The 19,496-nt window shown below is 64.0% G+C and carries 16 protein-coding genes; 3 read left to right on the top strand and 13 right to left on the bottom strand.

The window, feature by feature from the left end:
- Positions 1-24 precede the first annotated feature (24 nt).
- From PYR64_RS03345 to PYR64_RS03300, 10 genes are all read right to left on the bottom strand, one after another.
- Positions 25-1,536, bottom strand: coding sequence for a CoA-acylating methylmalonate-semialdehyde dehydrogenase (locus tag PYR64_RS03345; protein WP_055973489.1), 1,512 nt, complete (start codon positions 1,534-1,536; stop codon positions 25-27).
- Between the two features lie 41 nt (positions 1,537-1,577).
- Positions 1,578-3,524, bottom strand: a complete 1,947-nt coding sequence (gene iolD / locus PYR64_RS03340) for a 3D-(3,5/4)-trihydroxycyclohexane-1,2-dione acylhydrolase (decyclizing) (protein WP_275778333.1) — start codon at positions 3,522-3,524, stop codon at positions 1,578-1,580.
- A gap of 7 nt (positions 3,525-3,531) precedes the next feature.
- The gene (locus tag PYR64_RS03335; protein ID WP_275778331.1) at positions 3,532-4,494 is read right to left on the bottom strand and encodes a deoxyribose-phosphate aldolase; all 963 of its coding nucleotides are present in this window, start codon (positions 4,492-4,494) and stop codon (positions 3,532-3,534) included.
- Complete coding sequence (iolC, locus tag PYR64_RS03330) at positions 4,491-5,513, bottom strand: 5-dehydro-2-deoxygluconokinase (RefSeq protein ID WP_039240053.1); 1,023 nt, start codon at positions 5,511-5,513, stop codon at positions 4,491-4,493. Before iolC ends, PYR64_RS03335 begins: the two co-directional genes overlap by 4 nt.
- Positions 5,514-5,675: 162 nt before the next feature.
- A complete protein-coding gene (locus PYR64_RS03325; protein ID WP_275778329.1) occupies positions 5,676-6,080 on the bottom strand; it encodes a tautomerase family protein in 405 nt (134 codons plus the stop codon).
- A gap of 835 nt (positions 6,081-6,915) precedes the next feature.
- Positions 6,916-7,818 carry a succinate--CoA ligase subunit alpha gene (sucD, locus tag PYR64_RS03320; protein ID WP_018779613.1) on the bottom strand — a complete coding sequence of 301 codons (903 nt, stop codon included), beginning with the start codon at positions 7,816-7,818 and terminating at the stop codon, positions 6,916-6,918.
- Positions 7,819-7,830: 12 nt separating this feature from the next.
- Positions 7,831-9,000, bottom strand: coding sequence for an ADP-forming succinate--CoA ligase subunit beta (gene sucC / locus PYR64_RS03315; RefSeq protein ID WP_039240049.1), 1,170 nt, complete (start codon positions 8,998-9,000; stop codon positions 7,831-7,833).
- A 264-nt stretch (positions 9,001-9,264) separates the two neighbouring features.
- Complete coding sequence (locus tag PYR64_RS03310; protein ID WP_144401240.1) at positions 9,265-9,963, bottom strand: hypothetical protein; 699 nt, start codon at positions 9,961-9,963, stop codon at positions 9,265-9,267.
- A 14-nt stretch (positions 9,964-9,977) separates the two neighbouring features.
- Positions 9,978-12,512 carry a DNA helicase PcrA gene (gene pcrA / locus PYR64_RS03305; protein ID WP_039240047.1) on the bottom strand — a complete coding sequence of 845 codons (2,535 nt, stop codon included), beginning with the start codon at positions 12,510-12,512 and terminating at the stop codon, positions 9,978-9,980.
- A 76-nt stretch (positions 12,513-12,588) separates the two neighbouring features.
- On the bottom strand, positions 12,589-13,242 hold the full coding sequence (locus tag PYR64_RS03300; RefSeq protein ID WP_039240046.1) for a response regulator transcription factor: 654 nt from the start codon (positions 13,240-13,242) through the stop codon (positions 12,589-12,591).
- Between the two features lie 88 nt (positions 13,243-13,330).
- Between PYR64_RS03300 and PYR64_RS03295 the strand changes: the two genes are divergently transcribed.
- Genes PYR64_RS03295 through PYR64_RS03285 form a run of 3 tightly spaced genes read left to right on the top strand, consistent with a single transcriptional unit; the run spans position 13,331 to position 16,340 of the window.
- Positions 13,331-14,560, top strand: coding sequence for an ATP-binding protein (locus PYR64_RS03295; RefSeq protein ID WP_160291489.1), 1,230 nt, complete (start codon positions 13,331-13,333; stop codon positions 14,558-14,560).
- Entirely contained in the window at positions 14,557-15,705 is a 1,149-nt protein-coding gene (locus tag PYR64_RS03290; RefSeq protein ID WP_039240043.1) for a hypothetical protein, read from the top strand. The genes PYR64_RS03295 and PYR64_RS03290 overlap by 4 nt, the downstream gene beginning before the upstream one ends.
- A complete protein-coding gene (locus PYR64_RS03285) occupies positions 15,699-16,340 on the top strand; it encodes a LuxR C-terminal-related transcriptional regulator (RefSeq protein ID WP_052247125.1) in 642 nt (213 codons plus the stop codon). Before PYR64_RS03290 ends, PYR64_RS03285 begins: the two co-directional genes overlap by 7 nt.
- Here PYR64_RS03285 and PYR64_RS03280 read toward each other — a convergent pair.
- From PYR64_RS03280 to xrtS, 3 genes are read right to left on the bottom strand one after another with little or no spacing between them, the layout of a single operon-like run.
- Positions 16,314-18,041 (bottom strand): sugar ABC transporter permease, encoded by a 1,728-nt coding sequence (locus PYR64_RS03280; RefSeq protein ID WP_039240042.1) that lies wholly within the window; start codon positions 18,039-18,041, stop codon positions 16,314-16,316. The genes PYR64_RS03285 and PYR64_RS03280 overlap by 27 nt on opposite strands.
- Positions 18,034-18,915: a septum formation family protein gene (locus PYR64_RS03275; RefSeq protein WP_144401238.1), complete on the bottom strand. Its 882-nt coding sequence runs from the start codon at positions 18,913-18,915 to the stop codon at positions 18,034-18,036. Before PYR64_RS03275 ends, PYR64_RS03280 begins: the two co-directional genes overlap by 8 nt.
- Complete coding sequence (gene xrtS, locus PYR64_RS03270) at positions 18,902-19,495, bottom strand: exosortase S (RefSeq protein WP_275778316.1); 594 nt, start codon at positions 19,493-19,495, stop codon at positions 18,902-18,904. Before xrtS ends, PYR64_RS03275 begins: the two co-directional genes overlap by 14 nt.
- Position 19,496 lies beyond the last annotated feature (1 nt).

Below are 19,496 nucleotides of genomic sequence, written 5' to 3'. Positions count from 1 at the left end.
GCGTTGTCTTTCTTCGGGAAGCTGCTAGTTGGAGGGGAAGTTGTACGAGGCGCCGGAGGCGTGGGTGGGCTCGGGCCAGCGTGAGGTGATGACCTTGCCCCGGGTGTAGAAGGAGACGCCTTCGGGGCCGTAGATGTGCTTGTCGCCGAAGAGGGAGTTCTTCCAACCACCGAAGGAGTGGTAGGCCACCGGCACGGGCAGGGGAACGTTGACGCCGACCATGCCCACGGTCACGGAGCGCTGGAACTTCCGGGCGTTCGCGCCGGAGGAGGTGAAGATCGCGGTGCCGTTGCCGTACGGGTTGGAGTTGATCAGGGCGATGCCTTCTTCGAGGTCGGCCACGCGGACCACCACCAGGACGGGTCCGAAGATTTCCTCGGTGTAGGCGGTCATTTCGGTCTTGACGTGGTCGATCACGGTGGGGCCCACCCAGAAGCCGTCTTCGTGGCCGGGGACCACCAGGTCACGGCCATCCACCACCATTGCCGCGCCGGCCGTTTCGGCTTCGGTGACGATCTTGACGATGCGTTCCTTGGAAGCCGGGGTGATGACCGGGCCCATTTCAGCGTCGGGTTCGGTGCCGTTCTTGACCTTCACGGCCAGGGCGCGTTCTTCGACCTTCTTCACGATCAGGTCGGCGGCGTCACCGACGGCCACAGCGACGGAGATGGCCATGCAGCGCTCCCCCGCTGAGCCGAAAGCGGCAGCGGCGAGGTGGTCTGCGGCGTTGTCGAGGTCGGCGTCGGGCATTACGATGGCGTGGTTCTTCGCCCCGCCCAGGGCCTGGACGCGCTTGCCGTGCTTGGTGGCGGTCTCGTGGACGTACTGGGCGATCGGGGTGGAGCCGACGAAGGAGATGCCGTCCACGTCCGGGTGGGTCAGCAGGCCCTCAACGGTTTCCTTGCCACCGTGCAGGACCTGGAACACTCCGTCCGGCAGTCCGGCCTGCTTCCACAGCTTGGCCAGCAGCATCGAGGCGGACGGATCGCGCTCGGAGGGCTTGAGGATGAACGCGTTGCCGGTGGCGATGGCCATCGGAGCCATCCACAACGGAACCATGACCGGGAAGTTGAACGGCGTGATACCGGCTACCACGCCCAGCGGCTCACGGAACGAGAAAACATCGATGCCCGTGGAGACCTGGTCAGAGTAGTCACCCTTGAGCAACTGCGGAATGCCACAAGCGAACTCGATGACCTCCAGGCCACGGCCGATCTCGCCCTTGGCGTCAGAGAGGACCTTGCCGTGCTCGGCGGTGATCAGCTCAGCGAGTTCGTCCACGTGGGCGGCCACGAGCTCACGGAACTTGAACAGCACGGCGGTGCGCTTGGCCAGGGAAATGTCACCCCAGGACTCCGCGGCCTTCTTCGCGGCGGCAACCGCTGTGTTCAGGTCAGCCTCGTTGGCCAGGCGCAGTTCAGCCGTAACCTGGCCGGTGGCCGGGTTGTACACCGGCTGGGTGCGGTCGCCCTCACCGGTGGTTTCAGCGCCGTTGATGAAGTGGTGAATGGTGGTCAGTGTGGTCGTCGTCGACATGTGCGGACTTCCTTTGGTCTGTAGCGTGACGTGTGCGGGAATCAGCCGAGCAGTTTGCGCTGGCGGTTCTTGTGGTCGGTGTACGTCTTGTAAGCCTGCTGGGTGGACTCCAGGTCCGAGACCTGCGAGACGGGGACGTCCCACCAGGATTCGGAGGACGGCGCATCCAGCAGCGGATCGGATTCGACGTGGATCACGATCGGGCCGGTCTCCGGGGCTGCCTTGGCTTCCTTGATGGCTGCGCCCAGGGACTCAATGACGTTCTCCCCAGGCTCGATCCGGATGACCTTCGCGCCCAGGGATTCGGCGTTGGTGGCGAGGTCGATGGGCAGGTGTTCACCGGCGTCGAAACTGTGCTGTTCTTTGTCCAGGACGCGGTACTGCGTACCGAAGCGCTGCGAGCCGAGGGACTCGGACAGCGAACCGATGGAGGCGTAGCCGTGGTTCTGTATCAGGACCACGATCAGCTTGATGCGTTCGGCGACGGCGGTGACCAGTTCGGTATGCATCATCAGGTAGGAGCCGTCCCCCACCATGACCACCACATCCCTGTCCGGACCACCGGCGGCGGCTTCGGCCAGCGCTGCGCGCTTCACGCCCAGCCCGCCGGGGATTTCGTAGCCCATGCAGGAGTACGCGTATTCCACGTGGTAGCCGAACGGGTCGCGGACACGCCACATCTTGTGCAGGTCACCCGGCAGCGAACCGGCGGCACAGATGACAACGTCCTGGTCATCCATGGCCTTGTTGGTGGCACCGATGATCTCGTTCTGGGCCGGCAGCGGTGTGTAACGGGTCTCGAAAGCCTCGTCCACGATCGCGTTCCAGCGCTTCTTTTCCGCAGCGACCTTCTGTTCGAGGTCAGCACCGACGCGGTACCCGCCCAGGGCCTCGTTCAGCTTCACCAATGCCTTGCGGGCGTCAGCGACGATCGGGAGCGTTGTCCCGTGCTTGTAAGCGTCGATGGGGGCCACGTTGATGTTCACGAACTTCACGTCCGGGTTTTGGAACGCCGTGCGGGACGCGGTGGTGAAGTCCTCGTAGCGCGTGCCGATACCGATGATGAGGTCCGCTTCGGCGGCGATGGCGTTGGCCGCCGTCGTGCCGGTTGAACCGATGGCACCGAGGGAGAACTTATGGTCCCACGGCAGGACGCCCACGCCGGCCTGGGTGTTGCCTACCGGAATGCCGGTCAGTTCAGCGAACTTGGCGAGTTCATCGTTGGCGTAGGCGTAGAGGACTCCACCGCCGGCGATGATCAGCGGGCGCTTGGCCGCGCGGATGGCCTCCACGGCGCGGCGGATGTCGTCATCCTCGGCCTCGGGGCGGCGGATCCGCCATTCACGTTCGGCCAGGAACTCTTCCGGGACGTCGAAGGCCTCGGCCTGGACATCCTGCGGCAGCGAAATGGTGACGGCACCAGTCTCCGCCGGATCCGTCAGAACACGCAGCCCGTGGTGGAACGCGGAGAACAACTGTTCCGGACGCGAGACCCGGTCGAAGAACTTGGACAACGGACGGAAGGCATCGTTGACCGTGATGTCGTAAGCGTACGGGAGCTCCAACTGCTGCAGCACAGGGTCCGCCGCGCGGGTTGCGAAGGTGTCACTCGGCAGCAGCAGAACGGGAAGGCGGTTGGTGGTGGCCAAGGCGGCACCTGTCAGCAGGTTCGAGGAACCCGGGCCGATGGAGGTGCTGATCGCGAACGTCTGGCGGCGGCGCGTGTGCCGTGCGTACCCTACCGCCTGATGGACCTGGGCCTGCTCGTTGCGGCCCTGGTAGTACGGCATGATGGTGGGGTCCGCAGCTTGGTACTGCTTCAAGGCCTGTCCCACACCAGCAACATTGCCGTGTCCGAAGATGCCGAACGTGCCCGGAATCAGGCGCTCACGATACTCCACTCCGTTAATGGAATCCACGGTGTACTGCTTGGAAAGGAACTCGACCACGGCCTGCGCCACGGTCATCCGACGGGTTGCTGTTCCCATGGGTCTTCTACTCCGATACTTTCACTGGAATACGGGCATCAGCGCCATTCTGCGGCGCAACGGCGGGCACGGACGCAGTGTTGTTCAGCAGCGAGGCGGCCGTTGCTACGGCACCTGCGACGTCGCCGTCGTGCGGGTACAGCAGGGTGCGCCCGACCGTCAGGCCACGCACGCCCGGAAGTGCCAATGCCGCTTGCCAGCTAGCGAACACCTCGTCCTGGGTACCGTCCGGGTCGCCGCCCAAGAGTACGGTCGGCAGGGTGGTGGAGGCCATGACGCGTTCCATTTCGGCCACCACCGGCAGTTTCATCCAGGTGTAGGCACTGGTAGAGCCGAGGCCCTCGGCAATTCCCACGGACTTGATCACAGCATCTGCGCGGAGGTCGTTGCGGACTTTGCCGTGGGCGTCACGCACGGACAGGAACGGCTCCACCATGGCGATCAGCTTGCGTGCTGCCAGGGAATCAATGGCTTTGGCAGTGGCTTCGAGGGTGGCCACCGTGTCCGGGTCGCCCAGGCAGATACGGGTCAGCATCTTGCCGCCATCGGCGCCGAGTGCTTCAAGGGCCTCTGCCGTGTGTCCGGTGAAACGGTCGTCGAACTCGTTGACCAGACCGGCCAGGCCGCCACGGTTCATGGAACCAAAAATGAGTTTGCCATCCAACGCGCCCAGGAGCAGGAGGTCGTCCATGATGTCCGGCGAGGCGAGGATGCCGTCCACGGCGGGGTTGGCCAACGCAATCTGGAGGCGGTCCAGGAGGTCGCGGCGGTCGGCCATCGCCATGGGCTCGGAGCCGACGGCCAGGGCACCACGGGCCGGGTGGTCAGCCGCGACGATGAAGTTCTGCTTGCCGTGCTTCAGTCCAGGGTGCCTGCGGCGCGTGGCTGCAGCGCGGGCAACAGCTTCCGGGTCTTCAAGCCTGATCCGGCTCAGGTGCTCATAACGGCGGGGGTCATCGTTGAGGCTCAACGCACTGCTCCTTCTGCGAGGGTCGAGGAGGCTGCAAGTGAGGCACCGGGAATGGGCCGGCCACGTTCGGCGAGCAGCGAGGTGACCTCGTCCGGCGTCGGCATCGCATCCGCGCACGACACCCGGGAGGCGACAATCGCGCCCGAAGCGTTGGCGTAGTCGAGGACTTCCGACAGCGGCCAGCCGGACAGCAGTCCGTGACAGAAAGCGCCGCCGAAGGAGTCGCCGGCGCCCAGGCCGTTGACGGTTTCCACCGGGACAGGCGCCGAGACCACGCGTTCCGTGCGGGTCTTGGCCATCACGCCTTCAGCGCCAAGCTTCACGACGGCGATTTCGACGCCAGCGGCCAGCAAGCGGTCTGCCTGCTCATCAGGCGTTCCCTCACCCACGGCGACGGCGCATTCCTTATCGTTGCCGATCGCGACAGTGACGTGCGGGAGGATCTTGGCGACCTCGGTGCGGGCTTCTTCTTCGGACGACCAGAACATGGGGCGGTAATCCAGGTCCAAGATGGTGAACTGGCCCGGCTTCAAGCCGGTCCGGGGACGGGCCTGGTGTGCGGCGATGTGTGCGCTGCGGCTGGGCTCCTGGCACAGGCCGGTGACGGTGGACCAGAAGATTCCTGCTTCGCGGACAGCTTCCAGATCAAGCTCTTCGGCTTTGATCTGCAGGTCAGGCGCCGTGGGGAAGCGGCCGTAGAAGTACAGCGGGAACTCGTCCGTTGCGGGCTTGATCGCGCAGAACGTCACTGCCGTGGGGTATTCCGCAACCGGCGACACGAACGAATCGTCAACATTGAACTTGTGAAGTTCGCGGTGCAGGTACTTCCCGAAGGCGTCATCGCCGGTCCGGGTGATGACACCGGTGCGGCGGCCATGGCGGGCTGCCGCAACAGCCACGTTGGAGGGCGAGCCTCCGAGGTACTTACCGAAGGACGTCACGTCCTCCAGGTCCACTCCGATGTCATTCGGGTAGATATCAACGCTGATGCGCCCGATCGTGAGTAGTTCGTGGGTCACGGTAATCGTTGACCTTTCTCTTGTGAACTCTGAACCTTTGAGCGCTGGGCCCCAATGCCTTGCCACCCCTCAGTGAGCGGGGCCACATGACTACTTTGCACCAGATTTCATGTCCTGTCAAAGGTTTGTACTGACATATTTACAACATGACACGGACAGCTTTTACTTGCTCGGAACAGCCAGTTCCCCACTGACATATTGGCTGCGCCCAAAGCCAAAGGACCAGTCCCCCGGCGAGTTCTCCACGTAGCCAACAAAGACATCCTCGCCCGCAACGCCCACAGCGGCCAGGCCAGTCGCGATGGCCTCAAAGAGGGAGCTCTTAGCCTCCTGACTGCGTCCACCCTGGGTGAAGATCTGGATCATGACCACACTGTCGGTGCGCTCGAAACCGAGGCCCGCGTCCTGGGCGACGATTTGACCCTGCGCATGTTCCGTAAGGATGTGGAAGTAGTCCCGCTCGGGGATTCCATACTCGGCAAGGATGGCGTCGTGGATGGCGCGGCTAAGGGCAGCCAGCTCCGCGGGCGAGCGACCTTGGTTTACATCGATTCGAACAAGCGGCATTGCGATCCTCCTGGAGTAGTTTGTCCTGACATACTAACAAACAATTGCATCTGGAGTACAGAAAAGGCCCGCCCGGGACATTCCGGACGGGCCTTTTCTTGAGCGTTGCGAGGCCCGCTCTGCGCCCCCAAACACGCGAATACCCCGCAAAGCAGGCCCCACAACGAACGCTTAAAGTACGACGGCGGCCCGGCACCTTCCGTGGGAAGGCACCGGGCCGCCGTCGTAAATGACACCCAAACTCCTGAGCGACACCCAACCCGACCCAGGACACCCACATACGGGCGTCACCAACGAATATGCGCGTCACCAGCGAACATGCGCGTCACTCGTCCCCGCGCTACGCCACCCAAACACGCGAACACCCTGCACAACAGGCCCCACAACGAGGAACCTCACGTTGCGAGGCCCACTCTGCGCCCCCAAACACGCGAATTCCCCGCACAGCGGGCCCCACAACGAACGCTTAAAGTACGACGGCGGCCCGGCACCTTCCGCGGGGAAGGGACCGGGCCGCCGTCGTAAATGACACCCAAACTCCTGAGCGACACCCAACCCGACCCAGGACACCCACATACGGGCGTCACCAACGAACATGCGCGTCCCCAGCGAACATGCGCGTCACTCGTCCCCGCGCTGCGCCCCCAAACACGCGAACACCCTGCACAACAGGCCCCACAACGAGGAACCTCACGTTGCGAGGCCCGCTCTGCGCCCCCAAAACACGCGAATACCCCGCACATCAGGCCCCACAACGAACGCTTAAAATACGACGGCGGCCCGGCACCTTCCATGGGAAGGCACCGGGCCGCCGTCGTTAGTCTTACTGCGGAACCTAGAGCGTTGCGTAAACTTCGCGCAGCAGCTTGGCGGTCTCGGACGGCGTCTTGCCGACCTTCACGCCTGCAGCTTCGAGGGCTTCCTTCTTGGCCTGTGCGGTACCAGCGGAACCGGAGACGATGGCGCCGGCGTGGCCCATGGTCTTGCCTTCGGGAGCGGTGAAGCCAGCCACGTAGCCAACAACAGGCTTGGTGACGTTGGCCTTGATGAAGTCGGCTGCGCGCTCTTCAGCGTCGCCACCGATTTCGCCGATCATGACGATTGCCTTGGTCTCGGGGTCAGCTTCGAACGCGGCCAGGGCGTCGATGTGCGTGGTGCCGATGATGGGGTCGCCACCGATGCCGATCGCGGTGGAGAAGCCGAGGTCACGGAGTTCGTACATCATCTGGTAGGTCAAGGTACCGGACTTGGACACGAGGCCGATGGGGCCCTTGCCCGTGATGTTCGCAGGGGTGATGCCAACCAGGGCCTCGCCCGGGGTGATGATGCCGGGGCAGTTCGGTCCGATGATGCGCGTGACCTGCTTGCCGTCGGCGTCCACCTTGGACTGGGCCAGTGCCCAGAACTCTGCGGAGTCCTGAACCGGAACACCTTCGGTGATGACAACCACGAGGCCGATGCCGGCTTCGATGGCTTCAACCACGGCGTCCTTGGTGAATGCCGGCGGAACGAAGACGATGGAGACGTCAGCGCCGGTTTCAGCCATGGCTTCCTTGACGGTGCCGAAGACCGTGATTTCCTTGTCGCCGTGCAGGACCGTGGTGCCGGCCTTGCGGGCATTGACGCCACCAACAATGTTGGTGCCGGCCTTGAGCATCAGGGCGGTGTGCTTGGTGCCCTCGCCGCCGGTGATGCCCTGAACGATGACCTTGGAGTCCTTGTTGAGGTAGATAGACATTGTCGCGTCCCTTTACTTAGCTGCGTTGGCGAGCTCGGCGGCCTTGTCGGCGCCCTCGTCCATGGTGGCGGCCAGGGTTACCAGCGGGTGGTTGGCCTCGGTCAGGATGCGGCGGCCTTCCTCAACGTTGTTGCCGTCGAGGCGAACAACCAGCGGCTTGTTCGCGGAAGAACCGAGCTCGGCCAGTGCACCCACGATGCCCTTGGCAACAGCGTCACACGCGGTGATGCCACCGAAGACGTTCACGAACACGCTCTTGACCTGGGAGTCGCCCAGGATAACGTCCAGGCCGTTGGCCATGACCTCGGCGGAAGCTCCACCACCGATGTCCAGGAAGTTGGCGGGCTTGACGTTGCCGTGGTTCTCGCCGGCGTAAGCAACGACGTCGAGGGTGGACATCACAAGACCGGCGCCGTTGCCGATGATGCCTACTTCGCCGTCCAGCTTGACGTAGTTGAGGTCCTGCGCCTTGGCCTTGGCCTCGAGCGGGTCAGCTGCGTCCTTGTCTTCCAGCGTTGCGTGGTGCACGTGGCGGAAGTCTGCGTTCTCGTCCAGGGAGACCTTGCCGTCGAGGGCAACGATGTCGCCTGCTCCGGTGCGGACCAGCGGGTTGACCTCAACCAGGGTTGCGTCTTCCTTCTTGAAGACATCCCAGAGCTTCAGAATGACGTCGGCGACCTTGCCGCGCAGTTCTTCAGCGAAGCCTGCAGCTGCGACGATCTCGTCAGCCTTGGCCTGGTCGATGCCCACAGCCGGGTCGATAGCGATCTTGGCCAGGGCCTCGGGACGCTCGACAGCAAGCTGCTCGATTTCCATGCCGCCTTCAACCGAGCACATGGCCAGGTAGTTGCGGTTGGCACGGTCCAGGAGGACCGAGAAGTAGAATTCCTCGGCGATGTCAGCACCCTGGGCGATCATCACCTTGTTGACGGTGTGGCCCTTGATGTCCATGCCCAGGATATTGGTGGCGTGCTCAAGTGCCTCGTCGGCAGACTTGGCAACCTTGACGCCGCCGGCCTTGCCGCGGCCACCAACCTTAACCTGTGCCTTGACGACTGTTACGCCGCCGATCTTCTCGGCAGCTGCCTTCGCTTCTTCAGGAGTGTGCGCCACGATGCCGGCGAGCACGGGTACACCGTGCGCTTCGAACATATCGCGCGCCTGATATTCAAACAGGTCCACGGTTTAGTGTCCTTCTACGTCGAAGTAGTTTTCTGTTCAGCCGGGAACCGCGATGACCGCGATAGCCAGCTGCGGAGAGTACGCGGTGACAACCAGGATTGAAGCCGGTCACATTGCGTAAGGTCCTCTCGGAACTTTAGCCCTTTGAGGAGTCCCGCCAGCTACACAGTACCCGTTAAGTGAGTAACCTTACACTTCTATCGTATGTAGAAAAACCGCATAATCACGCGGATTTTGGGTTCTTCCGGATCCGTGCAAAGCCCATCAGAAGCCTTCCTTCAGGCTCCCGCGGACCGTCTTGCCGCCGTCGGAAACCAACTGGTAACCCTCACGGCTGACGAAGAACGCCACGCCCCCGGAGACGTTTCCGCAGGCTACTCCCCCGTTGTAGGCAGAACACCGCAGGCCGTTGCGTTCGATGTTCTGGCCGTCGGCCAGCTCGCGAAGCTTGGAGATGGGACCGTTGCGGCTGCCCTTGGGTCCGAACTCCGACTCCATTTGTGTTACGCCGGAACGACACGAGCCGTAGACGGCCTTGTCCGGAGTGAGGAGCGCTGTTCCGCCAAGGTAGCCCAGCCCGGTGCCTGCGCAATCGTCCGCCATGTCGTCAAGCTCAGCCTTGGCGTACGCGGCAAGTTCGCAGTGCACCACCGGCACTACCGCGAATTTGTTGTTGGCTGCGTCCGAGTAGCTGTTGGCCTCGTACGGGAGGTTGAGGTGACCGCCCCTTGAGGACGTCATGGCGCACACGATGTTCCGGTCCCCGGTGACGAAAGCTGTGACGTCCTCGCCCGCAGCCAGAGTGGTCTGCTCAGAGACAGGTACCTGCTGCAGTTGCTCCAGCGGCGGCAAAGGGGCAGGCGGAACGTAGTCCGGGTCCTTGGTGGCGAAGGAGCAACCCGACACCAACACCAGGAGCAAAGCGGCCAGAATCCCCCACACTGTGCGACGCATGGCACCAATTATGCCGTGCGGCCTCATGCATCAAGCTTGGTCAGCGGCGCATAACGCAACAACAGGCGCTTCTCGCCGACGTCGAACTTCACCTTCGCGACCGTCTTGTCGCCCGCACCTTCGACGCCGAGCACCACGCCGTTGCCGAAACTCGTGTGGTTGACCTTGTCCCCCACCACTACGGAAATGACTTCCTTCTGTGGCTGCACCCTGTTGCGTGCGACGGCGGCAGGAACGTCGGCGTCGAACCCTGCGGTTGGGCTCGCGGCCACACCGCGGGAGGTACCCGCACCCCAGAACGAACCACCGTAACGGTTGGAACCGATGGGAGCACTCCCCCATCCGCCCGCCTGCCGGCTCATGCCTTCGCGCTTCCACTCCACGAGTTCGGACGGAATCTCTTCGAGGAACTGGCTGGCCGGGTTGTACTGGCTTTGGCCCCACATGCTGCGGACCTCCGAGCGCGTGACGTAGAGCCGCTGGCGTGCCCGGGTGAGCCCCACGTAGGCCAGCCGGCGCTCTTCTGCCAGTTCCTTCGGGTCCGTGGCCGAGCGCTGGTGCGGGAAAATCCCGTGCTCCATGCCGGTCAGGAAGACCACAGGGAACTCAAGGCCCTTTGCTGTGTGCAGAGTCATCAGCGTGACAACTCCCATGCGCTTGGCTTCTGCCACCGCAGCATCGATGTCCGCGCCGGGAGCGTCCGGAATCTGGTCGGCATCTGCCACCAGGGACACCTGTTCCAGGAACTCGCCCAGTGACCCCTCCGGATTGTCCCTTTCGTACTCACGGACGACGGCTACAAGTTCGGCAAGGTTCTCTACCCGCGATTCGTCCTGCGGGTCGGAACTGGCGCGCAGTCCGGCGAGGTAGCCGGTCTGTTCCAGGACTGCCTCGAGGGCTGCAGCCGCGCCGGATCCGGAGGCGACTTCCGCGAGGTCGTCCAGGAGCTTCACGAAGCCGAGGACAGCGTTGACCGAACGCGTGGCCATGCCCGGCGCCTGGTCCGCCCGACGTGCCGCAGCCATGAAGGATGTCCGCTCGCGCTCGGCAAGGGCGGCGACGGCACCCTCGGCACGGTCGCCGATCCCTCGTTTGGGTTCGTTGAGCACGCGGCGGAGGTTGACGTCGTCGTCCGGGTTCACCAGGACGCGCAGGTACGCCAGGGCGTCCTTGATTTCCTTGCGCTCGTAAAAGCGGGTGCCGCCAACAACCTTGTACGGCAGGCCCACGCGGACCAGGACGTCTTCAATGGAGCGCGACTGTGCGTTGGTCCGGTAGAAGATGGCAACGTCTCCGGGACGCAGGCCTTCCTCGTCCTGCAGGCGGTCGATTTCCTTGGCAATGAACTGGGCTTCGTCGTGCTCGTTCTCGCCCACGTAACCGATGATCTTCTCGCCATCGCCTTCAGCCGTCCACAGCCGCTTTTCCTGGCGGTTGGGGTTGCGGGAGATGACGGAGTTGGCTGCGCTGAGGATGTTCTGCGTGGAACGGTAGTTCTGCTCCAGCTTGATGGTGCGCGCGTTAGGATAGTCGGCTTCGAACTCCACGATGTTGCGGATGTCCGCACCGCGGAAGGCGTAGATGGACTGGTCCGAATCACCCACCACGGTCAGTTCGCTGGGTTGGACCTCTGTGTCAGTGCCCAGGCCCACGATCTCCCTGACCAGCGCGTACTGTGCATGGTTGGTGTCCTGGTACTCGTCCACCAGGACGTGCCGGAAGCGCCGCCGGTAGGACTCCGCGAGCGCAGGGAAAGCCCGGAACATGTAGACGGTCTCTGCGATGAGGTCGTCGAAATCCATGGCGTTGGCCTGGCGCAGGCGTTGCGTGTAGCCCTTGAAGACATCAGCCACGGCGGTTTCGAAGGGGTCGTTGTGATTCGCCGCGGAGGAGTAGGAGTCGGCGTCGATGAGCTCGTTCTTGAGGGCCGAGATCTTGTGCTGGATGGCCTTGGGCGCGAACTTCTTGGGATCGAGGTCCAGGTTCTTGGCCACCAGGGTGATGAGGCGCAGCGAGTCGGCGGAGTCGTAGATGGAGAAGTTCGAGTTCAGGCCCACGTTGGCGGCCTCGCGCCGCAGGATACGGACACAGGATGAGTGGAAGGTGGAGATCCACATGCCCTTGGCCCGCGCCCCCACCAACGCCTCAATGCGCTCCCGCATCTCGGCTGCTGCCTTGTTGGTGAAGGTAATGGCAAGGATTTCGCCGTGATGTGCCCGTTTGGTGGCGATGAGGTAGGCGATGCGGTTACTGAGCACACGCGTTTTGCCCGAACCTGCGCCTGCAACGATGAGCAGCGGACTTCCGGCGTGCTTGACTGCCTCTTCCTGCTGCGGGTTCAGCCCTTGGAGCAGGGCATCGGCAGAGGGGAGCCCGGACGTGCCCGGGTTGCCCCATCCCCCTGAGGCAGGAGCCTCCGACTGGCCGCCGCCGCCCTCCTGAAGACGGGGACCCGGCGCACCACCACCTGGGCGTGATAGCTCCGGGGCAGCCTTGACTGCGGCTTTGGTGCCTGCTTTGAAGGGTCCGTCTGCGTAGGGGTCAAACAACATATCCATGGTGCCTACCAGTCTAGGCGGTGCCCCCGACACTATAGGGCGGTACGTCCACGGCCCCGGGGCCAACCACCGGAATCTACTGCCGCGGGTCCTCCAGCAGCCATCCGCCGGCAGTGAGCCGCTCCCGGAGTCCCAGCCTCGTCAGGGGCTCCGGACCGTCCTGGAACTTCCGGCGCACTGACGCCAGGTGTTTCTTCACACCATCCACGGAGATACCCAGCAGCTGGGCTGTCTCCGCCATGGTCCCGGCCTCTCCTCCGAGGTAGACGGAGACCACTTGGTGCTCCCTGGCGGACAATTGCGGTTCCCCCCGGCCGGCATCCATGGCTGCGGCCACTTCAGGGGTGATGTGTTGCAGCCCTTGCGCTGCGCGCCGGAGCGCGGTTTCCACCACACTCGCGGAGGCGGTCTTGGGGATGTACGCCATGGCGCCGGCCGCCATGGCCTGGCGCATTACGGCAGGGTCAAGGACAGAACTGCACACCACAACCTGCGGGCCGGAGGAAAGGATGGCCTCGATCTTGGCGCGCAGCGGGACCTGGTCACCCAGGAGAACGTCCAGGATAACGACATCGGACAGGGCACCCAGGCTTGCTGCGGCTTCGGCCCAGGAGGCGAACCGGCCAACCACACGGATGCCCGTGGTGTTGTCCTGGAGCCACTGGGAAAGCCCTTCGAGCAGGACGGCGTGATCCTCCACGATGTCCACTTCGATCGTGGGTCGGGACACCGGGTATCGCACTTAAATCGGTCCTCCCCGCATATGATGCTGGCTAAGTGGTCATCATATTCCGATGACGGGTTTTGGGGAGACATTCATGGGGGCATGGATAACGCGGCTGGCAACCTGCCGGCCCGCGTTGGAGCGCTCGGACCTGCTGGCCAGATCCGGGACAGTAATGAGCTTCGTTTTCGTGGCGGCCTCCTGGCTATACCTGTTTCCGATCATGGGCGGACCCCTGTGGCACCGGGCCTTGGCGTGGGTGCTCGTGATGATGCTGGTGATGTGCTTCGCTACGATGCTGCGGACCGATTTCTGGCCCCTTCGGCTGATGACCGTCGTGGGCCTGATCGCCCTGTCCGAACTCCTGGCAGGAGTCAGCTACCGCCAGGATTCGGACTCGCTGCTCCTGGCGCACAGCCTGCTGATCGGTGCCAGCTCCACGGTGGCCTTGTCCTTGCGCGCTTCTTGGCAGTCGGCGGTCTATACGGCGCTGCTGGCCGTCCTGGTATTTGGGCATACCATCGCGACATCAATCCTGCATCGCCTCGGTCCCATCACCTTCTCGATTCTTGTGGGATTCTGGCTCATCATGCTCGCCATCCGTCACTCAGCGCCCAGGGCCCTGGATATTTTCCTGCGCGACCAAGCCGTGAAGGCGGAATCCCTTGCTGCCCAGGCGGTCGTCCGGGACCGGACCAGTGCAGCCGCCCATGACGCCCGCTTGCTTCACGACACCGTGCTGCGGGGGCTGACCCTCTTGGCCCGGGGCGGCGCCGGGTTGGCTCCGGAGGACTTCCGCAGCATGTTCGCCGCTGGAGAGTACGACGGCGTCGGGTCAGGTCACCGGAGCCCCGGCACCCCGGCGGAAGCCACCACGCTGGACGGCCGGCGCGCGGCCCTTGGCAGCGGAGGCGGGCTGGCCGTCGTCGAGTCTTCCACTGCCGCTGACGTGGCGTCGTTGCTGAAAGAGCGGGCCCGCGAACACAGCCGGAACGGCTTCACCGTGGACGTTTTCGGCGAGGGCGGAACCCTGCCGCCGGATACCTTGCGGGCGGTTGCTGATGCTGCCGGGGAATGCATGGTCAATGCGGCCCGGCATGCCGGGAGCGATCACGTGGATGTGCTCATTTCGCGCACAGGTCCTGTGGTGTCGGTCCTCGTCAGCGATGCGGGCCGCGGATTCGACCCCGGGTCCCTCCCGGCGGAGAGCTTCGGGGTGAGGCATTCGATCATTGAGCGAATGGCACAGGTCGGCGGGAACGCCAGGCTGTTGTCGACACCAGGGCGTGGTACCACTGTTGTCCTTGAGGTCGAGGCGGCATGAACCGATTCCTTCCGGATGTACACGGGGCCACTGCCGGTCCCCTTTTCCTGTCCCGGGGCATCCTGGTGAGCATCAGTCTGACGCTCTGGATATTTTCGGCCATGACGCAGGTGGTGTCCTTCGACGGGAGCAGTCTTGATCGCTCAAGGTTTGCTGCCGTGGCCCTCGACCTCATTGGCTGCTGCGCGGCTTTCCTGGCGTCTGCGCCGGCAACGCCCCGCAGGCATCTTCCCTATGTGCGCCTGGCCTGGCTGGCCACGTCCATTATTTCGGGCGTGATGACGGCCCAAGTGGTGACGCTGGGCTCGGGCTACCTGGCCCTCGCCTTCAACGTCATGCTGGGGTCGGCTTTGGTCTTCCTTGTCTGCATGCGGTGGGACCTGATGGGTTTCATGCTCCTGTCGGCCGCCAACTCGGTCCTGAGCAGCTTCTACTACGCCACCACTCCGAGATTCGGGTCCGGCGAGGGCCTGCTGATTTTCTTCATCACGCTTATCCCGGGGCTTTTGGGCGCTTTGTTCGTCGTGGGAATCCGGAGCCGCATGGAGGAACAGCTCGCCAGGCATTCCGCCCAGGCCATGACTGCCCTGACCAGGCAGGCTGATACCCGCAGTTCGGCCCACACCGAGGAGCTGTCAGCCACACACCATCAGATCCAGGAGCTGTTTGCGAGGGCAGCCCGGAGCGAAAGCCACCCGCTGACGCCGGGCCTGGCGGAGGAAGCCCAGTGGCTCGCCTCGCGGTTGCGTGCCCAGTTGATGGTGGCACAGGGCAGCGACTGGTTGTCGGAGTCCTTGGTGCTGGCCGGCCTGGACTCCACGGCCACTGTGACGGCCCAGCCGGACCTCCTTCAACGTATCCCGCAGGCACAGCGCCCGGCACTCCTCGCGGTCACCATGCTGCTGCTGAAGCCGGTGCCGGACGGGCCGCGCCAAGGCAGCAGTTTGCCCGGAAGGGTACATGTCTATGTGGAGCCGCATGTGAACGATCATTTGCTGATTACCTGGCGTGTGACCGGACTCAATCCGAACCGCTGCACCCCCGCGTTGTGGAGCGAGGTGGAAGCCCTGGGTTCGCCACGCGTTCACACGGACCCCGGAGGAGCCAGCATCATTGTCCCCATCAAGGCACCCAAGCCATGGTGACGCGCCTGATGGTGGTGGACCAGCACCAATTGATGATCGATACCTTGGATGCGTGGTTGCGCCGCAACGCCCCGGACCTGGTGGTCGCGGCGGGCTTCACTACCGTTCCCACGCAACTCCAGCAGGAGGCCTTGGGCGGCCTTTCGGTGACGGTGGCTGTCCTGGGTACCCTCGATCGCCGGGAAAAACTGGTCCCGGCAGTTCAACAGCTGGTGCGGGCCGGATTGCGGGTGGTAGTCCTTGCCACCGCCCTGGACCGCTGGGATGCGGGCGCGGTCCGCTCTGCCGGTGCCTTGGGTTATGTGCCCAAGGCAGCTGGCCCCCGGCACACGGAACTCGCCCTCCGCGCCGCCGCATCCGGACAGGAATATCTGCATCCTGACGTCCTGGCCGGTCATGACAGCAGCACACCGCTGCGCATCACACTTTCACCCCGGGAACAGCGTCTTGCCGAGCTGTACCTTGGCAGTGACGCCATGTCCGTTCGTGGCGTTGCGGATGCCATGGGAATCAGCGAGCAAACAGTCAAGGCGCACCTTCACCGGATCCGGCAGCGCTACGCCACGGCCGGCATCAAGCTCGGCAATGTCATCAGCCTCCGCAAGCAGTTAAGCAACGATGGCTGGATCAGCTGACCCTTGCTGTGCCTTGGCCCGCCGGCCCCTGCGCTTTCGCGCCGGCACCTTCCCCGGCTCCGAAGCCAGGATGCTGATCAGGGCCACCAGCAATGGCCCGCACAATGCCGCCATGAAGCCCGCAATGATCATCTGCTTGTAAATTTCGGCCTGGCCGCCATTGAGCATGACGGCCCAGAACTGGAACCAGCATCCCAGCACCATGATGACCGCCAGCCTTCCCACAGCACTCCGCTTCCGGAAAGCCACGGCCAGGCCCAGCAGCAGCGTCACCAACTGCATCCCGACGAAGGCCACCGGAGCAGCTTTTACGGCGCTGAACAGGCCCAACACCACGGGAAAACGCCGTTCCTTTTCATAAGGGCCATGATCGGAACCCTCAAGGTACGAGCCAACATAGCCCAGTTCCGGAGTCAGCATGGCAGTCACTCCGCGTTCGCCCATGGTGATGAGCCGTTCCGGATGCGTGGCGTAAAAACCGGCGATCGTGCCCAGGCTGATCTTCTCCTGGAACTGGGGGTACAGCGGGTTGTAAACAGCCGAACGTGTGGAGGCCACCGTAGTGTCCATGGAGTTGATGAAACTTGGGTCCAGCCCCAACCATTCGAGGTCTGCCTCAGGGGTTGGGCTGTACGGAAGAAGCTCCACAAAGACGGCGTTGTAAAGGTTCACCTCCGAGAAGCGCTTGGGTTGGACGTTGATGAATGCCACCGAAAACGCAACGATGAGCAGCACCGCCGTCGCGGGCAGCAATAGCGCGCGCCAATGTCGACCCCTGCCGAGCGCACCGTCGGCCGGTTTACCGTCGGACGGAGGCACGACGACGGCCGCCTCACCGTCCGCTGCACCCCGCCGCCACGGCACCCAGAGCAGCGCCAGGGCAATAACGGGCAGCCACGAGACAGTTTGTGTTTTTGCCGCAACGGTAAAGACCGTCGCGAAGACGACCAGCAGCAAAGCCAGCCACCGCGGACCGCTGCCGTTCCAGTAGTGGAGCAGCGCAACGGACACGGCAAGAATGCCAAGGAAGGCCGCGGGTTCGCTGTAGGGCGAGACGAAGAAGTCAGCGAAGACGCCGTCTGCCATCACCCCGGTGACCAGCGCGGCGATGAGGATACGGAACCAGGTCCGGCCAGGCAGCACGTTGATCAGGGCCGCGATCAGCAATCCGAAGACCACACAGCAGACGATTCCAACGGCACGGGTGTCCAGCCCTGGTCCCCAGCCCAGGAGGGGTGTCAGCAGTTTCCCCAACCACAGGAACAGCAGCTGGGAAGAGTAGTACGGCTCCCCGGTGCCGTTGGCGCCGCAGCCTTCACCGTAGAACTGGTGCGGGACCCAGGAAGGGTGGATGTACTTCGTGAACCCCGCGTAATCCCAGGGCCGTTGGTTCATGACCCCCAGCGAGCACAGCAGACCATGCCCCTCGCCCTGGTCCCCCATCCCCACAGGTTCCGGAATGAACAGCCGGACCATCATGAGGGCGGCCGCTACCAGCCCCGCGATCAGGGCCGCGCCGTGGACTGGTCCCAGCGTCAAGGTACCGGGACCGAAGGTCCTGGCAAAGTATCGTCCCAGGCTGCCGAGCGGACGGGCCTTGGTGCCCTTGCGTCCGCGCACAGGGGCAGGGGTGAACGTTCTCTGCGCTTTCCCGCCACGTTCACGGAGCTGCGTGGCGCTCCCGGATCCTTGATCAGCCATTGTTTACTGCTCCCCCGGTGACAGGCACGCGCACGGGAGCCAGGGTTCCGGTCACCAATTCCGGAGCTTCACCCGGTACTGGCTGCCGGGCGGAGGCCACGGCGCAGCGGACGGTCCGGGCAGTGCCCACCGTCCGGATGATGGGATGGACTGTGACGCCTGCCGGCAGTTTTTCCGTGCCGAGGAATTCGAGCGCATAGGGAAGGCAACGCGCTTCACGCGCCACGGGTGTTGCCAGTGACGCGTCCTGGGCGATCCATGCGCTGATGTCCTCCGCGGTATGGGGCTCCGAACACGGGACATCGGTTCCGTCGTCGGAAAGAACGCCGTCCTTGTATTCCTGCCGGTAGCAGAGCCGTACTGCTGCCGAGTGTGGTCCCGCCAAAGCATCCTTGAGGTCAAGGCCGGTTTCCTGCGGGGTGCCGTCTTGGTCCGTGACCGCTACGTCGCAACGAACCGCCCGGCTGCCGGCAGCCCAGGCGTCCCTGTCAGGGAAGTAACTGGTGACCGCCAGTCCGAAGGTCCCGTCCCTGTCGGACGCGGAGAGATAAGTGCGCAGGTCCTCGCTGGTGCACAGCCGTTTGCCGGCAGCCTTGAGCTGCTGCTGGTTGGGACGTGACTCCTGGCGGGCCAGGGGTTCGGGCATCGTCGTGACCAGGAAAGTCTGGGTGGTGTGGCGTTCGGTGCAGGAAACAGGCGGGCTGGCTTCGCTGCTGGCATCGAATTCTTCCGGGGACACCACGGCATGGCAGAGTCCTGTTTCCGGACTCGCCGTGTCCACCCCGGATTTTCCTTCATCACAGGCGGCCAAGGCTGCCGTTATCATCACCGCGGCCATGACGGCCGACGCCCGGAACAGACTACGAGGACGCACGCCGGCCCTTGCTGTGGGTCTTTGCACGGTCTTTGCGGACGACGGCGGCCCGGACCAGCACGATGATGGCCGCGACGAAGCCGAAAATCACCACGAAGGAACCCAGGAAGTGGTGCATGACATCGAATCCCTGCTGCCCCCAGCTCTGTTGCGCCGCTGCGATCATGAAATAGCGGGTTGCGTTGCTGATGCAGACTATGAGGAGTGCGATGAGGGCCGCGGGCATGAGCCGGGAGACGGGGATGCGTCCCATCAGGAAAAGAATCCCGGCGAGGCCTGCGATCGGCGTGAGGAGGACGGCGCTGGAGCACAGCCCGGTGACTTGGAGGGCGAAGGGCTGGCCCCCGCCCACATTGTGGAAAATGATGTCGCCCACGCTGTAGGAAGCCCCGCCGAGGACGCCGTCGAAAATGGCGGACATGAGCCAGGCTTCGGCTGCCCTGATGTGCTCCTGCTGCAGCATGGCCGCAGCCGCGGCAGCGATGAAGACCAGCCCGATGAGGCCCCCGCCACGGGCCTTCCGTACGGGGATCGCACGGGGTCCGGTGGGGACGCTGATGTTGCCGGCTTCGGCGCTCATG

This window comes from Paenarthrobacter sp. Y-19, assembly GCF_029223985.1.
Taxonomy (GTDB): Bacteria; Actinomycetota; Actinomycetes; order Actinomycetales; family Micrococcaceae; genus Arthrobacter; species Arthrobacter nicotinovorans.
Note: the sequence above shows the minus strand (reverse complement) of the source record. Positions and strands in the feature narration are given on the sequence as shown.

Bases quoted from the DNA above. Each gene is read 5' to 3' on its own strand.
- PYR64_RS03345 (WP_055973489.1), bottom strand. From the start codon at position 1,536: ATGTCGACGACGACCACACTGACCACCATTCACCACTTCATCAACGGC.
- iolD (WP_275778333.1), bottom strand. From the start codon at position 3,524: ATGGGAACAGCAACCCGTCGGATGACCGTGGCGCAGGCCGTGGTCGAG.
- PYR64_RS03325 (WP_275778329.1), bottom strand. From the start codon at position 6,080: ATGCCGCTTGTTCGAATCGATGTAAACCAAGGTCGCTCGCCCGCGGAG.
- sucD (WP_018779613.1), bottom strand. From the start codon at position 7,818: ATGTCTATCTACCTCAACAAGGACTCCAAGGTCATCGTTCAGGGCATC.
- pcrA (WP_039240047.1), bottom strand. From the start codon at position 12,512: ATGGATATGTTGTTTGACCCCTACGCAGACGGACCCTTCAAAGCAGGC.
- PYR64_RS03295 (WP_160291489.1), top strand. From the start codon at position 13,331: ATGGGGGCATGGATAACGCGGCTGGCAACCTGCCGGCCCGCGTTGGAG.
- PYR64_RS03290 (WP_039240043.1), top strand. From the start codon at position 14,557: ATGAACCGATTCCTTCCGGATGTACACGGGGCCACTGCCGGTCCCCTT.
- PYR64_RS03285 (WP_052247125.1), top strand. From the start codon at position 15,699: ATGGTGACGCGCCTGATGGTGGTGGACCAGCACCAATTGATGATCGAT.
- PYR64_RS03280 (WP_039240042.1), bottom strand. From the start codon at position 18,041: ATGGCTGATCAAGGATCCGGGAGCGCCACGCAGCTCCGTGAACGTGGC.
- xrtS (WP_275778316.1), bottom strand. From the start codon at position 19,495: ATGAGCGCCGAAGCCGGCAACATCAGCGTCCCCACCGGACCCCGTGCG.